A 22576-nucleotide genomic window follows, 5' to 3' on the forward strand; every position below is an offset into this window, starting at 1 on the left:
CCGCAAGGGTCGGGAGAGGGAGGTGGGGCTATGGCTGCCGTGGATCCGTCCGTCGCCGATGTGCAGGCACAATCCCGCATCGAGGCCGCCGATCTGATCGTCGCCTACCTCGAGCAGCTCGGGGTGGAGTACGTCTTCGGTGTCCCCGGTGGGGCCATCGAACCGCTCTACAACGCGCTCGCGCGCAGCGCAAGACGTGGCGGGCCGCGGCCCATCGTCGCCCGCCACGAGACCGGGGCCGCCTTCATGGCCGACGGCTACACCCGGATCACGGGGCGGCTGGGGGTGTGCTGCTCCACCACGGGTCCCGGTGCCACCAACCTGATCACCGGGGTCTCGTCCGCCTACGACAACAACATCCCGATGCTGGTGATCACGGCCCAGACCGCCCTCAACACCTTCGGCAAGGGGGCGATCCAGGAATCGTCGTGCACCGGCGTCAACACGGTCGGGATGTTCCAGTACTGCACGCGGTACAACACCCTCGTCTCGCACCCGGAGCAGCTGGAGCGCAAGCTCGCCTCGGCGGTGTTGTCCGCCTTCCAGTCGCCGGCGGGGCCGGCGCATCTGAGCATTCCGCTGGACATCCTGCGCGGCCCCGCGCCGGTTTCGTCGCCGAGCTTCGATCTCGCCGCGCTGCTGAGGCGGCCGTCGCTGATGGACGAGGACGCCGTGGAGCGGCTCTGCCAGGCGCTGACGGAGGCGCGCCGGCCGGTGATCGTCATCGGTGACGGATGCAGCGAGGCCATCGGCACCCTCCTCGAGGTGGCGCTGCTGCTCGAGGCGCAGGTCCTCACTACGCCGCACGGCAAGGGTCTGGTGAGTCCGTACCACCCGCTCTTCCGCGGGGTCATCGGGTTTGCCGGTCATCGCAGCGCCGAGCGGGTGCTGGAGGATCCGGGCGTGGATCTGGTGGTTGCCGTCGGGACCGGGCTCGGGGAGTTCGAGAGCAATGCCTGGGACGAGCGGGGACTGCTCAACCGCAGACTGGTCCACGTGGAGAGCACGGAGGGGCATCTCACCCGTTCCCCCATGGCCCGGCTCCACGTCCGCGGGCGCATCCTCTCCATCTTCGAGCGGGTCAAGGATCATCTGCTGGAGCGGGGCTACGCCACGCGCGAGGACCTGCTGGAGGGGGCCCGGCGGAGTGTCTGGGGGGCGCCGGCGAGCGGGGAGGCGCCCCGGCGGCACTTCGAGCTCGACGACGAGGACAAGTGCCGGGACGAGGGCGCGCCCATCAAGCCGCAGCGGCTGATGACGGAGCTCACCCGCCTGTTTCCGCCCAGCACGCGCTACTTCGCCGACACCGGCAGCAGCCTGGCCTGGACGATCCACTACCTGCACCCCTACGACCGGCGGGTGGCCGGGCGCCGGGACGCCCACGGGGGGCTCTACCGGACCTGCGTCAACTTCGCCTCCATGGGCTGGGCCATCGGCGCCTCGGTGGGGGCAGCCGTGGGGGCCAGGGGCACCCCGGTGGTCTGCATCGTCGGCGACGGCGCCATGCTCATGAGCGGTCAGGAGATCACGGTGGCCCTCCAGGAGCGGGTGCCGGTGGTCTTCGTGGTGCTCAACGACGGCGCCCTCGGCATGGTCAAGCACGGCCAGCGGCTCGGGGGCGCCGAGCGCATCGGCACCGAGCTGCCCGAGACCGACTTCGCCGCCATGGCGCGGGCCATGGGCGTGCCCGGGCATGTGATCCGCTCGCCGCAGGACCTCGAGGCGCTGGACGTGGCGGCCATCTGCGCCCGTCCCGGGCCTACGCTGCTGGACGTGCGCATCGATCCCGAGGAGATCCCGCCCATGGGCAAGCGGGTGCGCGTCCTGCAGGGTAAGGCCTGAGGCGGAGGCGCCCGTGGAGCTTCCGCGCGATGTGATCCGCAGCCGCATCTGGGAGGAGGAGCCCGAGGCCGACAACGAGTTCGCGGCGCGTGCCTGCTACTGTCGCGGCTTCGACGTCTACGGTGAGCTCCTTACCAAGGCCGGCTTCATCGAGTATCTCTTTCTCCTCTTCGCGGGGGATCCCCCCACGGCGGCGCAGGCGCGCCTGCTGGATCGGCTGGCCCTGGCCCTCGCCAACCCCGGCCCGCGCGAGCCCAGCGTCAACGCCGCCATGGCCGCGGGGGCCGGCGGATCGAGCGCCGCCTCGGCCCTGATGGCCGCGCTCGCCGTGGGCGCGGGGGGGCTCGGCGGCGGCCGCGAGGTCTGGTGGGCGGTGCGGGGCTGGCACGCCTGCGGCACCGATCTCGAGGCCTGGGTGTGCTGGCTGCGTGAGCCGCCGGTGGAGCCGCGGGCCGACGTCTGGCCGGCGCCGGAGCATCCTGTGGGGTTCGACCCCAACGGCGCCTCCTGTGCGGAGCCGGTGCGGCGTACCCTGGATGCGCTCGCCGCCACCGGGGCGGGGGAGCGGCTGGCGTGGCTTCGTGCGCAGCGGCCGGTGCTGGAGGCGGCCGTGGGCTGTCCCCTGGCCATGAGCGGCGTTGCCGCCGCCGCCTACGCCGATCTCGGGCTGTCGCCGGAGCAGGCGGAGATGCTGCACCTGCTCCTACGCCTGCCCGGGGCGGCGGTGCACGCCCTCGAGCAGCAGGGGCTCGGGTGGCGGCGCTACCCCTTCTTCGCCGAGGGGCTCGAGCTTTTGGACGACCCGGGCGGGGCAGGGGAGGGTGCACCGTGAGGGCGCGCACGCCGTACGGCCCCGGGAGGCTGCGCCGCACCGAGGGCCGCTACCGCACCCGCATGGGCAAGTGCTTTCCCGGCGAGCGGGTGGTCTTCCGCGGGCTCGACCTGCACCGCGACCTCGCCCGCGCCGATTGGGTGGATCTCTGGCTCTACGGGGCGCAGGGGCGGCGCTACACGCGGGCGCAGATCGAGCTCATCCACGCCATGTGGGTCTACACCAGCTACCCAGACCCGCGCATCTGGAACAACCGCGTCTGCGCCCTCGCGGGCACCGCGCGGAGCACCGCCGCCCTTGCCGTCGGCGCCGCGATCGCGGTCTCCGAGGCCACCATCTACGGTCGCCGGGCGGATCTGCGCGCCGCCGACTTCCTGCGCCGCGCCCGCGCGCGGCGCGAGGCGGGCGAATCCATCGAGGCCATCGTCACCGAGGAGCTCCGCCGCTTCCGCGGCGTCCCCGGCTTCGGGCGGCCCATCGTGCGGGGTGATGAGCGCATCCCCCATCTGCTGGCGCGGGCGCGGGAGCTGGGGCTGGACGGCGGTCCCCATCTCGCCCTCGCCCGCGAGGTGGAGGCCTTCCTGCAGGCAGGGCGGTGGCGCTTCCAGATGAACTTCGCCGGGCTGACCGCCGCCCTATGCGCCGACATGGGCATGAGTCCGCGGGACTACTACGTCGGTGCCCTGCTGGTGTTCGCCGCCGGCATGCCGCCCTGCTACCTGGAGGCGCTCGAGCACGAGGAGAACGGCTTCTTCCCGCTCCCGGTGACGAGTCTTGCATACGAAGGACCCGCGCGCCGGCGCTGGCCCGGGACTACGGAATCGGCGCCGCCTGCCGATCCAGAGGAGACGAAGGGTCGGTGAGAGGGCCCGCCCAAGGGGCGGGGGAGAGGTTCGGATGCGTCGTGCCACTGTGATCGCCGCGGCCTGCCTGCCGCTCGTCCTCGCCGCGGGGGCGGCCCTGGCGCAGGGGGGGACGGCCCCGGAGGGGCTGCTGGACTATCTCGGCGGCGAGGACATGGTGGCCATCGCCACCGGGCGCAGCCAGCCGCTGCGGCGGGCGCCCGCGGTGGCCTCCGTGATCACCGCCGAGGACCTGCGCGCCATGGGGGCCCGCGACCTCGGCGAGGCCCTGGAGGCGGTGCCCGGGGTGCACGTCTCGGTCTCGCCGGCGGGCTACAACGCCCAGTACCTCATCCGCGGCATCTACACCGAGGTCAACCCGCAGGTGCTGGTGCTCGTGAACGGCGTGCCCATCACCAACGTCTTCACGGGCAACCGCGGCCAGTCGTGGGGCAGCATGCCCGTGGAGGCCATCGAGCGCATCGAGGTCATCCGCGGGCCCGGTTCCGCCCTCTACGGCGCCGACGCCTTCGCCGGCGTCGTCAACGTGGTCACCAAGGGTCCGGACGAGATCCGGGGCGTCGCGCTCGGGGCGCGGGCGGGGCGCTTCGACAGCGCCGGCGCCTGGTTCCAGACCGGCGGGGAGTGGGCCGGCTTCCGCGCCGCGTTGAGCCTCGAGGCCGACACCACCGACGGCGGCGGGCGCACCATCGGCGCCGACGCCCAGACCGCCCTGGACGGAAGCTTGACGAGCGCGTCCCTCGCCCCCGGCCCCGCCGAGCTCGGCCTCGACCGGCTGGACGCGTGGCTGACCCTGGCGCGGGGGCCGTGGCTTGCGCGGCTGGGGGCGCAGCTTCGGCGCAACGGCGGCATCGGCGCCGGCGCCGCCCAGGCCCTGGACCCCGAGGGGGAGGGCGAGGGCGACCGCCTCCTGCTGGACGTCACCTGGCACCGGGCGGACCTGCGCCCCGACTGGGACCTCACCGTCCGCGGCAGCTTCCTGGACCTCAGCAACAAGACCGACCTGCAGCTCTTCCCGCCGGGGGCGGCCTTTCTCGTGGGGAAGGCCGCCGCGACGGGTGCGCCGGGCTGCACCACCGGCGAGACCCCTCCCGGCACGGCCCTTTGCAGCTTCCCCGACGGCGTCCTCGGCAATCCCTGGGTCTTCGAGCGCCACGGGCGGCTCGAGGTCTCGGCCTTCTACACCGGCATCCGCGGCCACGACCTGCGTCTCGGCGCCGGGTGGGCGGTGTCGGATCTCTACCGGAGCGAGGAGCGCAAGAACTTCGTGAGCGACCCGGCCACCGGCTTCCCGGTGCCCCTGGGCGGACTGGTGGACGTCAGCGACACGGACGCGGTCTTCGTGCCGGAGAAGCGGCGCACCCTCGGGTACGTCTTCGTCCAGGACGAGTGGGGCCTCGCGCGCGACTGGAACCTCACCTGGGGGGCGCGCTACGACCACTATTCGGACTTCGGCGGCACCTTCAACCCGCGCCTCGCGCTGGTCTGGGACGCCTCCGTGGCGCTGACCGCCAAGTTCCTCTACGGCCGCGCCTTCCGTGCGCCGTCGTTCGCCGAGCAGTTCAACGTCAACAACCCCGTCGCCCTGGGCAACCCGGACCTCGAGCCCGAGACCATCGACACCTGGGAGGGCGCCCTGGAGTACCGCCCGGCGGGCACCCTGCGGATCGGGGCCAACGTCTTCTACTACCGCTGGCGCGACATCATCCGCTTCGTCCCCACCGGCAGCGGCGCCACCGCCCGGGCCGCCAACAGCGGCGAGCAGACAGGCTACGGGATGGAGGCGGAGCTCGACTGGCGCCCGGCGCCGGGCTTCGCCCTCACCGCCAACCTCGCGCTGCAGCGGGCCCGCGACGAGGACGCCGACGCCGATCCCGGCCATGCGCCGCGGGCGCAGCTCTACCTGCGGGGGGCATGGAACCCGCGGCCGCGCTGGAGCGTGAGCGCCCAGGCCAACGCCGTCCTCGACCGCAATCGGGCGCCGGACGACCCGCGCAGCGACGAGGTGGACGACTACGCCACGGCGGATCTCGTGCTGCGGCACGAGCTGCGGCGCGGGCTGGAGCTTGCCGCCTCGGTGCGCAACCTCTTCGACGCCGATGCGCGGGAGCCGTCTCCGGCGCCGGGTCTGATCCCGGACGATCTGCCGCTGCCGGGGCGGAGCTGGTTCGTCGAGGTGCGCTACCGGCGCTGAGCGCGGCACGGGGCCGCCGGACGGAATCGGGGCAGCGATGCAATGAGGGATGCCGATCGCAGGACGCTCGTGCGGGCGCTGGCGGGATGCGTGCTCGCGCTGATGCTGGGGCCGGTGGCGGCGGCCCCGGCGCTCGCGCTGGGCGTGGTCTACCCGGACGTGCCCGAGCCGTACCGGGCGCTCTTCCTCCGCATCGTCGAGGGCATCGAGGACGCGAACGGGGGAGGGGTGCAGACGCTGGCGGTCTCGGATGACACGGACCCGCAGGCGCTCGCCGCGTGGGCGAGCAGGCGGCGGCTCGACGCCGTCATCGCCCTCGGGCGGCAGGGGATGGAGGCGGCGCGCACGCTGCAGGGCGCGCTGCCGGTGGTGGTGGGGGCGGTGTCGCTGCGCCCCGGTCCGGCGGAGGGCGTCACCGGGGTCAGCCTGGTGCCGGAGCCGGGGGCGGTGTTCGCGCGCCTGCGGCGCATCGCACCCGGGGTGCGGCGCGTGCACGTGGTCTACAGCGTGGAGGAGAGCGGCTGGCTGGTGGCGCGGGCGAAGGAGGCGGCGCCGGCGATGGGGCTTTCGCTTCACGCCGAGGCGGTGGCCGACGCCCGTGAGGGGACGCGGCGGCTGCTGGAGATGACCCGGGGGCTGCGGGGGGCGGAGGAGGCGGTGTGGCTGCTGCGGGACCGGCGCGCCGTGGCCGAGCAGGTCGTGCTCGCCGAGCTGGTGCGCCGGGCCTGGGAGCAGGGCTTCGTGCTCTTCTCCTCGAGCCCCGCGCATGCCGGGCGTGGGGCGCTCTTTGCGGCCTATCCCGACAGCCTCGGGCTCGGGCGGCGCCTCGCGCGCCTTGCCGCGGAGGCGGCGGCGGGCCGCGGCCCCGCCGGGATCCGGCCGCTGGAGGCGCTCGCCCTCGCGGTGAACCTGCGCACGGCGCGCCACATGGGCATCGAGCTGGGCGAGGAGATCCTCGGCGCCGCCGAGGTGGTCTTCCCGCAGCGGTGACGACGTGGTGAGGGACGAGCAGGCAGAGGACCGGCGCGAGGCCGACGGGCCGGCCGCGGTGCCCGCCCGCGAGCGGCGGCGGCCGGGCTTTCGCACCATCCTGATCGCGGCGATGGCGGTGGGCATCGCCGTGCTCACGGTGGTGAGCACGGTGGTGATCACGGAGCGCACGGCGGAGACGGTGGAGCGCACCCTGGTCTCGCAGGGCGTCAGCCTCGCCGAGCGGCTCGCGGCCCAGAGCCGGCTCGCGCTCCTCGTGGGCAGCCCGGAGAACGTCGCCGAGGCGATGAGCGCGGCGATGTCCTTCCCCGACGTGCTGGGGGTCGCCGTCTACGATGCCGAGGGGCGGGCGCTGCTGGCCATGGGGGCGGCGGGCCCGGCGCTGCCGGAGCCGCCGCGGCAGGCGGTGCTGGCCCGCGACATGCGGCGGCGGTGGGAGTTCGCCGCCCCGGTCTTCTCGGGCGAGGCGGAGGCGCCCTCGCCCTTCGGCGAGACGGTGGCCGAGCCCGTGCTGCTCGGCCAGGTGGTGGTCACGGTGGGCAAGGCGAGCCTCGCCGCCACCGTGCGCGACATCCGTCTCACCCACTTCGGCATCGCCACGGCCCTGGGCGCGGCGCTGCTGCTGGCGCTCTGGGTCATCACCGCGCGCGTGACCCGGCCGCTGGCGCACCTCGCCGAGACCATGCACCGCGCCGGCGCGGGCGACCTCACGGTGCGCGCACAGATGCGCGGCCCGCGCGACGTCGAGGAGATGGAGCGCGCCTTCAACGGCATGGTGCGGGCGCTGGAGGGGCGGACGCGGGAGCTCGTGGAGGCCCGCGACGCGGCGATGGAGCTCGCGCGCCTCAAGGGCGAGTTCGTGGCCAACGTCAGCCACGAGATCCGCACCCCGCTCAACGGCATCATCGGCATGCTGGAGCTGCTGCGCGAGATGGGGCTCGACCGGCGCCAGCTCGAGCACGTCAACGTCGCCCTGAGCTCCGCCGAGGCGCTGCTGGCGCTCATCAACGACATCCTCGACTTCTCGCGCGCGGAGTCCGGCCGCCTCGAGCTCGAGGCGGTGGAGTTCGACGTCGTGCGCGAGATCGAGGAGGTGATCGCCCTCTACGCCCGGCAGGCGCAGAAGAAAGGCCTCGATCTCGCCAGCGTGGTCGGCTCCGACACGCCGCGGCTCGTGATGGGCGATCCCGCGCGCTTCCGCCAGATCGTCATGAACCTGGTCTCCAACGCGGTCAAGTTCACCCACCGCGGCGAGGTGGGGGTGTATCTGGGCGTCCGCGGCAAGGACGGGGACGAGCGCCGGCTGCGGGTGGAGGTCCGCGACACCGGCATCGGCATCCCGCCGAAGGCGCGCGAGCGCATCTTCGACGCCTTCGTGCAGGCCGACGGCTCCACGACCCGCCGCTACGGCGGCTCGGGGCTGGGGCTCGCCATCTGCCGCGACCTCGTGCAGGCCATGGGGGGGCGCATCGGGGTCGAGAGCGAGCCCGGTCGCGGAAGCACCTTCTGGTTCGAGGTGCCGCTGCGCGAGGCGCGCGACGGCCGGCCGGCGAGGCAGAGGCCGTTGGCGGGGCTGCGGGTGCTCGTCGCCGACGACGACGGCGTGGCCCGGACGATGATGCAGCAGGTGCTCGAGGAGGACGGCGCCGAGTGCGTCATCGCCGAGCGCATCGAGACCGTGGAGGCGGCGCTGCCGGGCGGGGCCGGGGAGGGCGGCTTCGACATCCTCGTCATCGACGAGATGGTGGGGGGGCGCTCGGCCGCGGAGGTGCTGCTGCGTCTCGCCGCGGCCTCGCAGGAGCGGCGCATCAAGGTCCTGAGCATCGGGCGCGGCGGCTGGCGGGATGCGGCGCCGGCGGACCTCACGCTGGACAAGCCGCTGCGCCGCGCCTCGTTCCGCGACGCGGTCCGCCGCCTGGCCGGCCGGGCGGAGGAGGTGGAGCCTGCGCCCGCGCCTGCGGCCCAGCCCCTGCCGCTGGGCGCGCGCGTGCTGGTGGTCGAGGACAACCGTGCCAACCAGCAGGTCGCGGTGGGGATGCTGGAGCGGCTGGGCTGCGAGGTGGACGTGGCGGCCAACGGCCGCGACGCCGTCGAGGCGGTGACGCGCCGCCGCTACGATCTGGTGCTCATGGACTGCCAGATGCCGGTCATGGACGGCTTCGACGCCACGCGGCGCATCCGCGTGCTGGAGAACGAGGTCCGCCGCATCCCCATCGTCGCGATGACGGCGCACGCGGCGGTGGACGACGCCCGCCGCTGCGAGGAGGCGGGCATGGACGGCGTCCTGGTCAAGCCCCTGCGGATGGAGGCCTTGCGTGCCGTTCTGGCGCAATGGGTGCAGGCGAGGCCGGCCGCCGAGGCGGGCGTGCAGGAGCACGGGGACGGTGCGGACGACGTGTTGGACGAGGAGCGCGAGGCCGAGCTTCGCCGCGAGCTGGGCCCCGCCTACCGGCGCATGGTGGAGGCCTTCCTCGCGGACACGCCGCCCCTCGTGGAGGCGCTCGCCGAGGCCATCGAGCGGGGCGATCTCGAGGGCGGGGCGGGGCTTGCGCACGGCGTCAAGGGGGCGGCCGCCAACCTCGGCGCGCGGCGGCTCGCGGCGATCGCCGCCGAGGCGGAGGCGGCGCTCAAGGCATCCCGGCCCGAGGCGGCCCTGGCGCAGCTCGAGCCGCTGCGCCTCGAGTACCGCCTCGTCGCCGAGACGCTGCGGCGCGCCGATGCGCCGCGGCGCGAGACCGAGGCGGCGGCGGAGGAGCCCGCCCCGGCGTCGCCGCCGCGGGTCCTGGTGGTGGACGACGACCGCGGCCAGCGCGAGATGCTGCGCCGTGTCCTCGGACAGGACGGCTACCGCGTCGAGGAGGCGGCCGACGGCGCCCAGGCCCTCGCCATCTGCGAACGTCAGCTCCCGGACGTGATCCTGCTCGACGCGGTGATGCCGGTCATGGACGGCTTCACCGCCTGCGCCAGGATCCGGCAGATGCCGGGCGGGTCGATGGTGCCGATCCTCGTGGTGACCGCGCTCGACGACGCGCAGTCGGTGGAGCGCGCCTTCGCCGTCGGCGCCACCGACTACGTCTCCAAGCCCATCCACCTCGGCGTGTTGCGCCAGCGGGTCGGCCGCCTGGTGGAGATGGTGCGCGCCGACGAGCGGGTGCGCCACCTCGCCTATCACGATCCGCTCACCGGGCTGCCCAACCGGGCCCTCTTCGTCGAGCGGCTCGGCGAGGCCATCGCCCGTCCCCGCGGCGACAGCCGCATCGCGGTGCTCTTCCTCGACCTGGACCGCTTCAAGAACGTCAACGACACCCTCGGCCACGACATCGGCGATCTCCTCCTCAAGGCCGTGGCCGAGCGCCTCCAGGGCTGCGTGCGCGGCGCCGACCTGGTGGCCCGCCTCGGCGGCGACGAGTTCACGGTGATGCTGGACGGGCTGCGCTCGCGGGAGCTCGCCGCCGGTGTCGCGCGCAAGATCGGCGAGGTCCTGAACCGGCCCTTCGTCTTCATCGAGCGGGAGATGTACGTCAGCGCCAGCATCGGCATCGCCATCTACCCGGACGACGGCCGCGACGTGGCCACCCTCATCAAGCGCGCCGACACCGCCATGTTCCGGGCCAAGGAGGCGGGCAACGCCTTCCAGTTCTACGAGCGCGGCATGGAGGACGCGGTCAGCGCCCGCCTCAACCTGGAGGGGGACCTGCGCCGGGCCCTGGAGACCGAGGAGCTCCTGCCCTACTTCCAGCCCATCGTCGATGCGGCGAGCGGAGAGGTAGTGGCGGCCGAGGCGCTGGTCCGCTGGCATCACCCGCGCCGGGGGATGATCCCGCCGGCGGAGTTCATCGAGCTGGCCGAGGAGACGGGGCTCGTGCTGCGCCTCGGCGAGCGCATGCTGCGCCTGGCCTGCCGCGCCGCCGGCGCATGGGCCGCCCAGGGGCGGCGGGTGCGGGTGGCGGTGAACCTGTCGGCCTTCCAGTTCGAGCGCGACGAGCTGCCCCGGCAGGTGGAGGCGATCCTGGCCGAGGAGGAGGTCCCGGCCGAGCTCCTCGCGGTGGAGATCACGGAGGGGACGCTCATGCGCCACCCCGAGGCGGCCATGCGCACCGTGGGGGCGCTGCGGGAGATGGGGCTGCGGGTGGCCATCGACGACTTCGGCACCGGCTACTCCTCGCTCGCCTATCTCAAGCGCTTCCCGGTGGACGTGCTCAAGGTGGACCGGGTCTTCGTCCGCGACCTCGTGGAGGATGACGCCGACCGCGCGCTGGTGGAGGGCATCATCGAGCTCGGGCACCGCCTCGGCATGGCCATCGCCGCCGAGGGGGTCGAGACCGAGCGCCAGCGCGAGGTGCTGCGCGCCGCGGGCTGCGACCTGCTGCAGGGCTTCCTCTTCGCGCGGCCGCTGCCGGCCGAGCGCTTCGCCCACGAGGTCCTGGGACTGGAGCCGGCGGCGGAGCGGGCGGCGGGGAAGGGCCGCGGCCGCCGGCCCCTGGTGGAGTAGCGCGGCCGCCTACCCGGCCGGCGGGGCGCCGCGCCTTCGTGCCTGCTCGCGAAGGGCCCACGCGACATGCTCGCGCACCAGCGCCGAGGGATGGTCGGCGCGGGCGCGCAACGCCGCCGCCACCGCCGGGTCCGGCGGGGCGTTGCCGAGGGCGACGGCGACGTTGCGAAGCCAGCCCTCGTAGCCGGTGCGGCGCAGGGCGCTGCCCTCGGTGCGGGCGAGGAAGGTCGCCTCGTCCCAGGCGAAGAGGGCGGTCAGCGCCGGTGCATCGAGGCCGTGGCGGGGGTCGAAGTCGGCCACCGCCGCGGTGCGCGCGAAGCGGTTCCAGGGGCAGACGAGCTGGCAGTCGTCGCAGCCGAAGATGCGGTTGCCCAGGGGGCGGCGCAGTGGCTCCGGGATGGGACCGCGCAGCTCGATGGTGAGGTAGCTGATGCAGCGGCGGGCGTCCACCTGGTAGGGGGCGACGATGGCCCCGGTGGGGCAGGCGTCGATGCAGGCGGTGCAGCGTCCGCAGTGGTCGCGCGCGAACGGGGGGTCGGCGGGCAGCTCGAGGTCGGTGTAGAGCTCGCCGAGAACGAACAGCGACCCCTCCCGGGGGTGGACGAGATTGCTGTGGCGGCCGATCCAGCCGAGGCCGGCCTCCCGCGCCAGGGGCTTCTCCAGGACGGGCGCGCTGTCCACGAAGGCGCGGTGCCCGAACCGTCCCGCGGCCGCCTCGATGCGCCGCGCCAGCGCCCGCAGGCGGCCGCGCAGCACCTTGTGGTAGTCGCGGCCGAGGGCGTAGCGGCTGATGTAGCCGCGGCGCGGGTCGGCGAGCACCGCCTGCGCCGGCGCCGCGGTCGGCGGGGTGTAGTGCATGCGCACGCTGATGATGGTGCGGGTGCCGGGGTGGAGGGCGGCCGGGTCGGCACGCAGGGCGCGGTGGCGCGCCATCCACTCCATGGCGCCGTGGCGGCCGGCGGCCAGCCAGGCGTCGAGACGGGCGAGGTCGGCGGGGCGCGGGGCGCGCGCGAAGCCTGCCCCCGCGAAGCCGAGCTCGCGGGCCCAGCGGCGGATGTCCTCGGCGAGCCGGTGCGGGTCCATCGGGCTTGGGGCCTCGGGCCGGATGGCGCAGTATAGTCGCCCCCGGGAGGGGCGGCAGGAGCGCAGGCGATGGAGGCGATCGACCCGCAGCTCAGGCTCTACACCGCGGCCGAGGTGCGTGCCCTGGACCGGCACGCCATCGAGGCCTGCGGTATTCCCGGCTACACCCTCATGCGGCGGGCCGGGGAGGCGGCCTGGCGCGTGCTGGCGCGGCGGTGGCCGGACGCGGCGCAGGTGACCGTGCTCTGCGGCGCCGGCAACAACGCCGGCGACGGCTACGTCCTCGCGGCGCGGGCGCGGGCCTGCGGCCGTGCGGTGCGGGTGATGGCGCTGGTGGAGCCGGAGCGGCTGCGGGGGGATGCGACCCATGCCTGGCGGGCCTGGCGCGAGGCCGGGGGCGGGGTCGAGCCCTTCGATCCCGCGCGTCTGGAGGGGGTGGTCGTCGACGCCCTCCTCGGCACCGGCCTCGACCGGGACCTCGCCGGGGCCTGGGCGCAGGCGGTGGCGGCGGTCAACGCCTCGGGCCGCCCCGTCCTCGCCCTCGACATCCCCTCGGGGCTCGACGCCGACACCGGCGCGGTGCGCGGCGCGGCGGTCCGCGCCGACGCCACCGTGACCTTCGTCGGCCTCAAGCGGGGGCTGTTCACGGCGGCGGGGCCGGACCACGCCGGCGAGGTGCGCCTCGCCCGCATCGGCGTGCCCGACGAGGCCTACGCCGCCGTCGGCGGCGGCATCCCGCGCCTTGCCGGCACCGGTCTCGGGCGGCGCCGGCGCGGCGCGCACAAGGGGGAGCACGGGCACGTCCTGGTGGTGGGCGGCAACCACGGCATGGCCGGGGCGGCGCTGCTCGCGGGGGAGGCGGCGGCGCGGGCGGGTGCCGGGCTGGTGACGGTGGCGACGCGGCCGGAGCACGTGGCGGCGCTGGTGGCGGCGCGCCCGGAGCTCATGGCGGTGGGGGTGGAGGACGGCGGGGCCCTCACGCCGCTGCTTGCGCGGGCCACGGTGGTGGCGGTGGGGCCGGGCCTCGGCCGCGACGCCTGGGCGCAGACGATGCTCGAGGCGGTGCTCGCCGACGGCGGGCCCCGGGTGGTGGACGCCGACGCCCTCAACCTCCTCGCCGGGCGGTCCCTGCGCCGCGACGACTGGGTCCTCACGCCCCATCCGGGGGAGGCGGCGCGGCTGCTCGGCTGCGCCACGGAGGCAGTGCAGCGGGACCGCTTCGCCGCCGCCGAGGCGATCCGGGCCCGCCACGGCGGGGTGACGGTGCTCAAGGGCGCGGGCACCGTAGTGGCGGGCCCCGCCGGGCTCGCCCTCGCCGCGACGGGCAACCCCGGCATGGCGAGCGGGGGCATGGGCGACGTGCTCACGGGGGTCATCGCGGGGCTTGCGGCGCAGGGCCTCGGGCTGGAGGAGGCGGCGCGCGCCGGGGTCTGGCTGCACGGCAGGGCGGGAGACCTCGCGGCCGCCGAAGGCGGCGAGCGCGGCCTCCTGGCGCGCGACCTGATGCCGTGGATCCGCGGCCTCGCCAATCCGTGAGCGGGGCGGTGCATCTTCGCCTCGCCGACGAGGCGGCCACGCGTCGCGCCGGGGCGGCCCTCGCGGCTGCGCTCGCGCCGGGGGCGGTGCTCCACCTCAGCGGCGACCTCGGTGCGGGCAAGACCACCCTCGTCGCCGGGCTGCTGGCCGCCCTCGGCCACCCGGGGCCGGTGCGCAGCCCCACCTACACCCTGGTGGAGCCCTACGAGGCGGGGGGGCTGCGGCTCCTGCACCTCGACCTCTACCGCCTGGCGGATGCGGAGGAGCTGGAGTTCCTGGGGATCCGCGACCTCGCCGACGGCCGTGCGGTGCTGCTCGTGGAGTGGCCGCAGCGCGGGGCGGGGCACCTGCCGGCGCCGGACCTCGTCCTGCGGCTGGCGCACCGGGCGCAGGGCCGGGACCTCGTCGCCGAGGCGCAGACCCCGCTGGGGGAACGCCTTGTGGCGGCGCTGGTTCAGGCGGCCGCGGCGGAATCCTGAACCGTTCTCGAGAAAGCTTCCGTATCCTCCCGTGCAGAAAGAGAAACCGGTGTGGCAATTCCGGCTACACCGGGTATACTGCCGCGGGAGGGGTCCCGCCGCGGCCTCGCCCGGCGTCACGCCGGGGCCGGAGGGCCGGGGCGGACGGGTTCCGCGACCAAGGGGGATGCGCGTGCGACGCTTGTGGGCGGCGCTTCTGATGCTGGCGGCGGTCTCGGCGACGGCCGCCCCCGTCCCGGTCAAGGGGCTGCGGCTGTGGGCCGCGCCCGAGAGCACGCGCCTCGTCTTCGACCTCGACGCCCCGCTGGAGCACACCGTCTTCACCCTGCGCGATCCGGAGCGGGTCGTCATCGACCTCGAGGGGGCGCGGCTGGCGGCGTCGGTGCCCCTGCCGGTGGCCGAGGACGCCTTCGTCCGGGTGCTTCGCGTGGGGGAGCGGAAGGGGGGCACGCTGCGGGTGGTGGCCGATCTCAAGCGGCAGGCGCGGGTGCGCAGCTTCCTCCTGCCCCCGAACCCGCCCTACGGCCACCGCCTGGTCGTCGACCTCCTCACGCCGGAGCGCAAGGTGGTGGCTCAGGCCTCGGCGCCGTCCGAGGCGCTGCGCGACATCGTGGTGGCGGTGGACGCCGGCCACGGCGGCGACGATCCCGGCGCCATCGGCCACGGCCGGCTGCGCGAGAAGGACGTCGTCCTCGCCATCGCCCGCAGGCTGGTGGCGAGGCTGGAGGCCGAGCCGGGGATGCGGGCCTTCCTCGTGCGCGAGGGCGACTACTACGTCGGCCTGCGCGAGCGCTTCGAGATCGCCCGCCGCGCGCGCGCCGACCTCCTGGTCTCCATCCACGCCGACGCCTTCCGCGACCGCAGCGCGCGCGGCGCCTCGGTCTTCGTCCTCTCGCGCCGGGGGGCGAGCTCCGAGGCCGCCAAGTGGCTGGCGGACCAGGAGAATGCGGCGGACCAGATCGGCGGCGTGAGCCTCGAGGACAAGGACGAGACCCTGCGCCGGGTGCTCCTGGATCTGTCCCAGACCGGCAGCCTCGAGGCCAGCATCGATGCCGCCCGGCGGGTGCTGCAGCGGCTGGGGCGGGCGGGGAGGCTGCACAGCCGCGAGGTGCAGCGGGCGGGCTTCGTCGTCCTCAAGGCCCCGGACGTGCCCTCGATGCTGGTGGAGACGGGCTTCATCACCAACCCGTCCGAGGCGCGCCGGCTGCGGGACCCGCGTCACCAGGAGCGCATCGCGCAGGCCATCGCCGAGGGCCTCGTGGACTACTTCCGCAGCCGGCCGCCGCCGGGCACGCGGTGGGCGGCGACCCACCACGTCATCCGTCGCGGCGAGACCCTGGCCGAGATCGCCCGCCGCTACCGGGTGAGCGTCGACGACCTGCGGGCGGCCAACGACCTGCGCGGCGACCTCATCCGCGTCGGCCGCGTGCTGCGCATCCCCGGGGCGGCTGTGCCCAACTGAGCGCCGGGCGCGGGCCTGCTAGAATCGCGCCCGTGAGCCCGCCCCGCATCCGTCTCCTGCCGCCCGAGCTGGTCAACCAGATCGCCGCCGGCGAGGTGGTGGAGCGTCCCGCCTCGGTGGTCAAGGAGCTCGTGGAGAACGCCCTCGACGCCGGTGCGCGCACGGTGCAGGTGGACGTGGAGGAGGGCGGCGTGCGGCGGGTGCGCGTGCGCGACGACGGCTGCGGCATGAGCCGCGAGGAGCTCGTGCTCGCTCTCGAGCGCCACGCCACCAGCAAGATCGCCCGCCTCGAGGACCTGGAGCGGGTCGCGACCCTGGGCTTTCGGGGCGAGGCGCTGCCCGCCATCGCCTCGGTCTCGCGGCTCGTGCTCACCTCGCGCGCCGCCGGGGCGGCCACCGCCTGGCGTCTGGAGGGCGCGGCGCGCGATCCGGTGCCGGCGGCGCATCCGCCCGGGACCACGGTGGATGTGCGCGACCTCTTCCACAACACGCCGGCGCGGCGCAAGTTCCTGCGCAGCACCCGCACCGAGCTCGGCCACGTGGAGCTTGCGGTCAGGCGCGTCGCGCTCGCGCGCGAGGACGTCACCCTCACCCTGCGCCACGACGGGCGGCTGCTGCTGCACGCCCCGGCGGCGGCCGACGAGGCGGGGCGCGCGCGCCGCCTCGCCGCGCTCATGGGCGAGGCCTTCGCCGAGGGGGCGGTGTGGGTGGAGCGCGAGCAGGCCGGGGTGCGCCTCTGGGGCTGGCTGGGACGGCCCGAGCAGGCCCACGGGCGCTCCGACCTCCAGCACCTTCTGGTGAACGGGCGCGCCGTGCGCGACCGCCTGCTGGTGGCGGCGGTGCGCCGCGGCTACGAGGACGTGCTGCACCACGCCCGCCAGCCGGCCTTTCTCCTCTACCTGGAGATGGATCCCGCCGAGGTGGACGTCAACGTCCATCCGGCCAAGCTCGAGGTGCGGCTGCGCAGGCCGGGCGCGGTCTACGAGCTGGTGGCGCAGACCGTGCGCACGGCGCTGGCGCGCCCGGCGGTGCCGGTGCAGGCCCCGCCCGTGCGCGTCCCGTCCGGCGCCCCCGTGCAGGCGCCACCCGCCGCGCCCGTGCAGCCGGGACTGGCTCTCGGCGTGCGCGAGGCCGCGGCCGTCTACGGCGCGCCGGAGGGCCCCGCGGCGGTCGCCGAGGGGGCGGCGCCGGCGCTGCCGCCGCTCGGGCGGCCCCTGGGCCAGATCCACGGCGTCTATCTCGTCGCCGAGTCGGCCCGCGGGCTGATCCTGGTGGACATCCATGCCGCCCACGAGCGCATCACCTACGAGGCCCTGCGCGAGGCGCACCGCAGAGGCGGGGTGCCGTCGCAGCAGCTCCTCGTGCCGGTGGTGGTGGAGGTGGGGCGGCGCCGCGCGGAGCTCGCCGAGGCGCACGCGGAGGCGCTCGCCGCGCTGGGCCTGGAGCTCGGCCGCGTGGGGCCGGAGCGGGTGGTGGTGCGGCGGGTCCCGGCGCTCCTTGCGGGTGCGGATGCGGCGGCGCTCGCCCGCGACGTGCTCGAGGGGCTCGCCGAGGCGGGCGATGCGGGCGCGCTGCTGCGCGCCGTGGACGAGGTGCTGGCGACCATGGCCTGCCACGGCTCGGTGCGGGCGGGGCGGCGGCTCGAGCCCGCCGAGCAGGAGGCGCTGCTGCGGGCCATGGAGCGCACCGAGCGCGCCGGCCACTGCAGCCACGGCCGCCCCACGTGGCGCGAGCTTTCCCTGGAGGAGCTGGACCGGCTCTTCCTGCGGGGGCGGTGATGACGGCGCCGGTGGTCTTCCTCATGGGGCCGACGGCCACGGGCAAGACGGAGCTCGCCTGCGCGCTGGCCGAGCGGCTGCCGGTGGAGATCATCAGCGTCGACTCGGCCATGGTCTACCGCGGGCTCGACATCGGCACCGCCAAGCCCCCGCCCGAGGTGCGCGCGCGCTTCCCCCACCGGCTCGTGGACGTGGCCGACCCCGCCGAGCGCTACTCGGCGGGGCGCTTCGTGCGCGAGGCCACGGAGGCCGTCGAGCAGGCGCACGCGCGCGGACGGCTGCCGCTGCTGGTGGGCGGCACGATGCTCTACTTCCACGCCCTGGAGCGGGGGCTTGCGCCGCTGCCGGAGGCGGTGCCTGAGGTGCGGGCCGCCATCGACGCCGAGGCCGCCGAGCGCGGCTGGCCGGCGCTGCACGCCGAGCTGGCGCGGGTGGATCCGCAGGCGGCCGCCCGCATCCGCCCCCATGACGCCCAGCGGATCCAGCGCGCGCTGGAGATCTGGCGCGTGACCGGGCGCAGCCTCAGCTGGTGGCAGGCACGAGGCGGGCGGCCGGCGCCCTGGCCGCTGACGCGCATCGCCCTCGTGCCCTCGGACCGCGCCGCGCTTCATGCCCGCATCGAGCGGCGCTTCCAGGCCATGCTGGATGCGGGCTTCCTCGAGGAGGTGGCGCGGCTTCGCGCCCGCGGCGATCTCGACCCGACGCTGCCCGCCATCCGCGCCGTGGGCTACCGTCAGGCCTGGGCCCACCTGGATGGCGCCGTGGGGCGCGAGGAGATGGCGGCGCAGGCGGTGGCGGCGACACGGGGGCTTGCACGGCGCCAGCTCACCTGGCTGCGGCGCTGGCCGGGGCTCGTGGCGGTGGACCCCCTGGATCCGCGCTGCCTCGAGCGAGTGGCGGCCATGATGGCGCCGCTCGCGGGGAATTCGGCGGGCGGCGCCGCGTCCAATGAACAAGGGCGCGCCCGCCGGGCGGGCGGGGCCGCTGTGCTACAATCGCCCGCGTCCGGGGGGGTGCCGCGTGCGTCGTCGGGGGCACCGCAGCGGGCGCTGCGCGAGAAGAACAACCAGGAGTGACGCGATGTCCAAGGCCCAGTCGTTGCAGGATCCCTTCCTCAACACCCTGCGCAAGGAGCGCATCCCGGTCTCCATCTACCTCGTCAACGGCATCAAGCTGCAGGGGCAGATCGAGTCCTTCGACCAGTACGTGGTGATGCTGAAGAACAGCGTCAGCCAGATGATCTACAAGCACGCCATCTCCACGGTGGTGCCCTCCCGCAACGTGCGCCTGCATCTCGGCCAGGGCGGCGGTGAGCAGGGCGAGGACTGAGCCGTCGCCCAGCCCGTGAGCCGGCGCCGGAACGAGGCCGTCCCCAGCGCGCTCTTCGAGCGGCCGCGCAGCGGCGAGCGGGCCCTGCTCGTCCACGTCGATCTCGGCAGCGAGACGCGGCGGGAGCTGCTGGAGGAGCTGCGCGAACTCGCCCGTTCCGCGGGCGCCGAGCCGGTGGGTGAGGTCACGGGGCGGCGGCGCGAGCCGGATCCGCGCTACTTCATCGGCGCCGGCAAGGCGGAGGAGGTGCGTGCCCAGGCGGCGGCCACCGGCGCCGAGCTCATCCTCGTCAACCACGCCCTCAGCCCCAGCCAGGAGCGCAACCTCGAGCGGCTCGTGGGGGTGCGCGTGCTCGACCGCGTGGGGCTGATCCTCGACATCTTCGCCCAGCGCGCGCGCACCTTCGAGGGCAAGCTGCAGGTGGAGCTCGCCCAGCTGCGCCACCTCTCCACCCGGCTGGTGCGCGGCTGGACCCACCTCGAGCGGCAGAAGGGCGGCATCGGTCTGCGCGGGCCCGGCGAGACGCAGCTCGAGACCGACCGGCGCATGATCCGCGAGCGCATGCGCCAGATCAGCGCCCGGCTCGAGCGGGTGCGGGCCCGGCGCGAGCAGGGCCGGCGGGCGCGGCGGCGTGCGGAGCTGCCGGTGGCGGCCCTCGTGGGCTACACCAACGCCGGCAAGTCCACCCTCTTCAACCGGCTCACCGGGGAGGGGGTCCACGCCGCCGACCAGCTCTTCGCCACCCTCGACCCCACCCTGCGTCGCATCGAGCTGGGGCGGGGGCGGCCGCTGCTCGTGGCCGACACCGTCGGCTTCATCCGCCACCTGCCCCACGAGCTGGTGGCCGCCTTCCGCTCGACCCTGGAGGAGACCGCGCAGGCCTCGGTGCTGATCCACGTCATCGACGCCAGCGCGGCCGAGCGCGAGGACCAGGCGGCGCAGGTGGAGGCGGTGCTGGAGGAGATCGGCGCCGCCGACGTGCCGCAGGTGGAGGTCTACAACAAGATCGACCGTCTGGGGCTCGCGCCGCGGCTGGAGGAGGATCCCGCGCGGGGGCGGCTGAGGGTGTGGCTGTCGGCGCGCACCGGCGCCGGCCTCGATCTCCTGCGCGAGGTTCTCGCGCGGCAGGTGGCCGCGGAGCGGGTGCGGGGGCGGCTGGCGCTGCCCGCCGGGGCGGGGCGGCTGCGGGCGCGGCTCTTCGCCCTCGGCGCGGTCTGCGGCGAGCGGGTGCGCGACGACGGCGGCTGGGAGCTGGAGATCGATCTCGAGCGCAGCCACTACGAGCGTCTGCGCCGCCGCGAGGGGCTGCCGGAGGCGCGAACCGGCTAGCGGTTGCCGCGGGCGCTCGCGCCTCCCTACAATGGCCGGCCCCGCGGGGGCGGGCCGGGCCCCGCGGGGCCGGAATCAGCAGCGGGAGCAGGGCATGGGATGGAACGACCCCGGTGACGGGCGCCGCGACCCCTGGGGTGGCGGTGGCGGGGAACAGGGGCCGCCGGACCTCGACGAGGTGGTGCGGCGGCTGCAGGCCCGCCTCGGGCGCGTCTTCGGACGAGGCGGCCGCGGCGGCGGCATCGGCCGCGGCGGGGCGGGCGGCATCCTCGGCGTGATCGTCGTCGCCCTCGTGGTCTGGGGGCTGTCCGGGATCTACATCGTGGACGAGGGCAAGCGCGGTGTGGTGCTGCGGTTCGGGGCCTACCGCGCGACGACCCTGCCGGGACCGCACTGGCACATCCCCTACCCGGTGGAGCGGGTCGAGCTGGTGGACGTGGAGCGGCGCCGCTTCGTCGAGGTGGGCTACCGCTCCGGGGTGGGCGGCCGCGGCGGCGGCTCGGTGCCGGCCGAGGCGCTCATGCTCACCGCGGACGAGAACATCGTCGACATCCGCCTCGCCGTGCAGTACCAGGTCAGCGACCCGCGCAAGTACCTCTTCAGCGTGCGCGACCCCGACGAGACGCTCAAGCAGGCCACGGAGAGCGCGGTCCGCGAGATCGTCGGGCGCAGCCGCATGGACTTCGTCCTCACCGAGGGGCGGGCCGAGGTGGCGACGCGCGTGCGCGAGCTGCTGCAGACGATCCTCGACGGCTACGACACCGGGCTGCGGGTGACCAACGTCACCCTCCAGGATGCGCAGCCGCCCGAGGAGGTGCAGGCGGCGTTCGCCGACGCCATCAAGGCGCGCGAGGACGAGCAGCGGCTCAAGAACGAGGCCGAGGCCTACGCCAACGAGATCATCCCCAAGGCCCGCGGCGCGGCGGCGCGGCAGCTCGAGGAGGCGGCCGCCTACCGCGAGGAGGTGATCGCGCGCGCCCAGGGCGAGGTGCAGCGCTTCCGCAAGCTGCTCGAGGAGTACCGGAGGGCCCCCGACGTCACCCGCGAGCGGCTCTATCTCGAGACCATCGAGGCCGTGCTGGCCAACGCCGGCAAGGTGGTCCTCGACACCGAGGGTGCCGGGATGCCGCTCATCTACCTCCCCGTCGACCGGATGCTCGGGCAGCAGGGGGCGGATGGCGTGGCGCCGGTCGTGCCGCAGGGCTCGGCCGGTGGGCAGGGCAGCGAGTCGCGCCGCCGCGACGTGCGCGAGCGGGAGCGGCTGCGCAGCGGGAGGACGCGCTGATGGCGAGGATCCAGTCGCTGGGGGTGGCCGCGGTCCTCGCGCTCGTGGCGACGGTGTGGTTCGCCGCCTTCACCGTGGACGAGCGCGAGCGTGCGATCCTCTTCCAGCTCGGCGAGATCGTGCGCACCGACTTCTCGCCGGGGCTGCACTTCAAGATCCCGGTGGTGCAGAACGTGCGCAAGTTCGATGCCCGCATCCAGACCCTGGACGCCAAGCCCGAGCGCTTCCTCACGGTGGAGAAGAAGAACGTGATCGTGGACGCCTTCGTCAAGTGGCGCATCCGCGACGTCGGGCGCTACTACACGGCGGTGGCCGGGGACGCCTTCCAGGCGGGGCTGCGCCTCGACCAGCTCATCAAGGACGGGCTCCGCAGCGAGTTCAGCAAGCGTACGATCCAGGAGGTGGTCTCCGGCGAGCGGGCGCAGGTGATGAGCATCATCACCGAGAACGCCAACCGCGAGGCGGCCAAGATGGGGATCGAGATCGTGGACGTGCGCATCAAGCGCGTGGATCTGCCGCCGGAGGTCTCGAGCTCGGTCTTCCGCCGCATGGAGTCGGAGCGCGCCCGCGTCGCCCGCGAGTTCCGCTCGCGCGGCGCCGAGGCCGCCGAGCGCATCCGCGCCGACGCCGACCGCCAGCGCACCATCATCCTCGCCGAGGCGTTCCGGGACGCCGAGGCGATCCGCGGCGAGGGCGATGCCGAGGCGGCGCGCATCTACGCCGAGGCCTTCGGCGAGGATCCGGAGTTCTACGCCCTCTACCGCAGCCTCGCGGCCTACCGGCGCATCTTCCGCGACGAGCGCGACGTGCTGGTGCTCAAGCCCGACTCGGACTTCTTCCGCTACTTCGGCGACTCCCTGGGTGGGGCCGGGGGCCGCTGAGGGCGGGGAGGCGCGCGGTGGGGACACGGCTGCTGGAGGCGCTGGGCCTCGTCCTCGTCATCGAGGGGCTGCTGCCCTTCGTCAGCCCCCGCGGCTACCGCGCCGCGGTGGCGAGCCTCGCCGCCCTCGACGACCGCCGCCTGCGTCTTGCGGGGCTCGTGGCCATGGCGGCCGGGGCGCTGCTCGTGCGTCTGGTGTGAC

At 75.0% G+C, this 22576-nt stretch carries 16 protein-coding genes and 1 pseudogene; 16 read left to right on the top strand and 1 reads right to left on the bottom strand.

Features of this window, described 5'->3' with window-relative positions; genetic code table 11:
• Nucleotides 1-30: 30 nt before the first annotated feature.
• From EDC57_RS05965 to EDC57_RS05990, 6 genes are read left to right on the top strand one after another with little or no spacing between them, the layout of a single operon-like run.
• The gene (locus EDC57_RS05965; RefSeq protein WP_123400999.1) at nt 31-1842 is read left to right on the top strand and encodes a thiamine pyrophosphate-binding protein; all 1812 of its coding nucleotides are present in this window, start codon (nt 31-33) and stop codon (nt 1840-1842) included.
• Between the two features lie 13 nt (nt 1843-1855).
• On the top strand, nt 1856-2674 hold the full coding sequence (locus tag EDC57_RS05970) for a citrate synthase family protein (RefSeq protein WP_123401000.1): 819 nt from the start codon (nt 1856-1858) through the stop codon (nt 2672-2674).
• A complete protein-coding gene (locus tag EDC57_RS05975; protein WP_211331911.1) occupies nt 2671-3537 on the top strand; it encodes a citrate synthase family protein in 867 nt (288 codons plus the stop codon). The genes EDC57_RS05970 and EDC57_RS05975 overlap by 4 nt, the downstream gene beginning before the upstream one ends.
• A gap of 34 nt (nt 3538-3571) precedes the next feature.
• Complete coding sequence (locus EDC57_RS05980; protein ID WP_123401001.1) at nt 3572-5731, top strand: TonB-dependent receptor plug domain-containing protein; 2160 nt, start codon at nt 3572-3574, stop codon at nt 5729-5731.
• A gap of 42 nt (nt 5732-5773) precedes the next feature.
• The gene (locus tag EDC57_RS05985) at nt 5774-6721 is read left to right on the top strand and encodes an ABC transporter substrate binding protein (protein WP_123401002.1); all 948 of its coding nucleotides are present in this window, start codon (nt 5774-5776) and stop codon (nt 6719-6721) included.
• Between the two features lie 7 nt (nt 6722-6728).
• Nucleotides 6729-11213: an EAL domain-containing protein gene (locus EDC57_RS05990; RefSeq protein ID WP_148051436.1), complete on the top strand. Its 4485-nt coding sequence runs from the start codon at nt 6729-6731 to the stop codon at nt 11211-11213.
• Between the two features lie 9 nt (nt 11214-11222).
• On the opposite strand, the gene queG is transcribed toward EDC57_RS05990, so the two are convergent.
• Entirely contained in the window at nt 11223-12296 is a 1074-nt protein-coding gene (queG, locus tag EDC57_RS05995; RefSeq protein WP_123401004.1) for a tRNA epoxyqueuosine(34) reductase QueG, read from the bottom strand.
• Between the two features lie 69 nt (nt 12297-12365).
• On the opposite strand from queG, the gene EDC57_RS06000 reads away from it, so the two are divergent.
• The 10 genes and pseudogenes from EDC57_RS06000 to EDC57_RS06045 all read left to right on the top strand — a co-directional run bounded on the left by EDC57_RS06000 (nt 12366) and on the right by EDC57_RS06045 (nt 22575).
• The gene (locus tag EDC57_RS06000) at nt 12366-13832 is read left to right on the top strand and encodes an NAD(P)H-hydrate dehydratase (RefSeq protein WP_123401005.1); all 1467 of its coding nucleotides are present in this window, start codon (nt 12366-12368) and stop codon (nt 13830-13832) included.
• An 8-nt stretch (nt 13833-13840) separates the two neighbouring features.
• The gene (tsaE, locus tag EDC57_RS06005) at nt 13841-14311 is read left to right on the top strand and encodes a tRNA (adenosine(37)-N6)-threonylcarbamoyltransferase complex ATPase subunit type 1 TsaE (protein ID WP_123401821.1); all 471 of its coding nucleotides are present in this window, start codon (nt 13841-13843) and stop codon (nt 14309-14311) included.
• Nucleotides 14312-14477: 166 nt separating this feature from the next.
• Entirely contained in the window at nt 14478-15773 is a 1296-nt protein-coding gene (locus tag EDC57_RS06010; RefSeq protein ID WP_123401006.1) for an N-acetylmuramoyl-L-alanine amidase, read from the top strand.
• Between the two features lie 32 nt (nt 15774-15805).
• On the top strand, nt 15806-17551 hold the full coding sequence (gene mutL / locus EDC57_RS06015) for a DNA mismatch repair endonuclease MutL (protein ID WP_123401007.1): 1746 nt from the start codon (nt 15806-15808) through the stop codon (nt 17549-17551).
• Nucleotides 17551-18420: pseudogene (gene miaA, locus EDC57_RS06020) on the top strand (tRNA (adenosine(37)-N6)-dimethylallyltransferase MiaA); the annotation flags it as partial. The gene mutL and the pseudogene miaA, both read left to right, overlap by 1 nt.
• Before the next feature lie 211 nt (nt 18421-18631).
• A complete protein-coding gene (hfq, locus tag EDC57_RS06025) occupies nt 18632-18880 on the top strand; it encodes an RNA chaperone Hfq (RefSeq protein ID WP_123401009.1) in 249 nt (82 codons plus the stop codon).
• 15 nt (nt 18881-18895) lie between these two features.
• Complete coding sequence (hflX, locus tag EDC57_RS06030) at nt 18896-20209, top strand: ribosome rescue GTPase HflX (RefSeq protein WP_123401010.1); 1314 nt, start codon at nt 18896-18898, stop codon at nt 20207-20209.
• A 94-nt stretch (nt 20210-20303) separates the two neighbouring features.
• Nucleotides 20304-21494 carry an FtsH protease activity modulator HflK gene (gene hflK / locus EDC57_RS06035; protein ID WP_123401011.1) on the top strand — a complete coding sequence of 397 codons (1191 nt, stop codon included), beginning with the start codon at nt 20304-20306 and terminating at the stop codon, nt 21492-21494.
• On the top strand, nt 21494-22375 hold the full coding sequence (hflC, locus tag EDC57_RS06040; protein ID WP_123401012.1) for a protease modulator HflC: 882 nt from the start codon (nt 21494-21496) through the stop codon (nt 22373-22375). The genes hflK and hflC overlap by 1 nt, the downstream gene beginning before the upstream one ends.
• Nucleotides 22376-22392: 17 nt before the next feature.
• Nucleotides 22393-22575, top strand: a complete 183-nt coding sequence (locus EDC57_RS06045) for a DUF2065 domain-containing protein (RefSeq protein WP_123401013.1) — start codon at nt 22393-22395, stop codon at nt 22573-22575.
• Nucleotide 22576 lies beyond the last annotated feature (1 nt).

The organism is Inmirania thermothiophila, from assembly GCF_003751635.1.
Taxonomy (GTDB): Bacteria; Pseudomonadota; Gammaproteobacteria; order DSM-100275; family DSM-100275; genus Inmirania; species Inmirania thermothiophila.

Coding starts and splice junctions, on each gene's coding strand:
- EDC57_RS05965 (WP_123400999.1), top strand. CDS start 31: ATGGCTGCCGTGGATCCGTCCGTCGCCGATGTGCAGGCACAATCCCGC.
- EDC57_RS05980 (WP_123401001.1), top strand. CDS start 3,572: ATGCGTCGTGCCACTGTGATCGCCGCGGCCTGCCTGCCGCTCGTCCTC.
- EDC57_RS05985 (WP_123401002.1), top strand. CDS start 5,774: ATGAGGGATGCCGATCGCAGGACGCTCGTGCGGGCGCTGGCGGGATGC.
- queG (WP_123401004.1), bottom strand. CDS start 12,296: ATGGACCCGCACCGGCTCGCCGAGGACATCCGCCGCTGGGCCCGCGAG.
- EDC57_RS06000 (WP_123401005.1), top strand. CDS start 12,366: ATGGAGGCGATCGACCCGCAGCTCAGGCTCTACACCGCGGCCGAGGTG.
- EDC57_RS06010 (WP_123401006.1), top strand. CDS start 14,478: ATGCGCGTGCGACGCTTGTGGGCGGCGCTTCTGATGCTGGCGGCGGTC.
- hfq (WP_123401009.1), top strand. CDS start 18,632: ATGTCCAAGGCCCAGTCGTTGCAGGATCCCTTCCTCAACACCCTGCGC.
- hflK (WP_123401011.1), top strand. CDS start 20,304: ATGGGATGGAACGACCCCGGTGACGGGCGCCGCGACCCCTGGGGTGGC.
- hflC (WP_123401012.1), top strand. CDS start 21,494: ATGGCGAGGATCCAGTCGCTGGGGGTGGCCGCGGTCCTCGCGCTCGTG.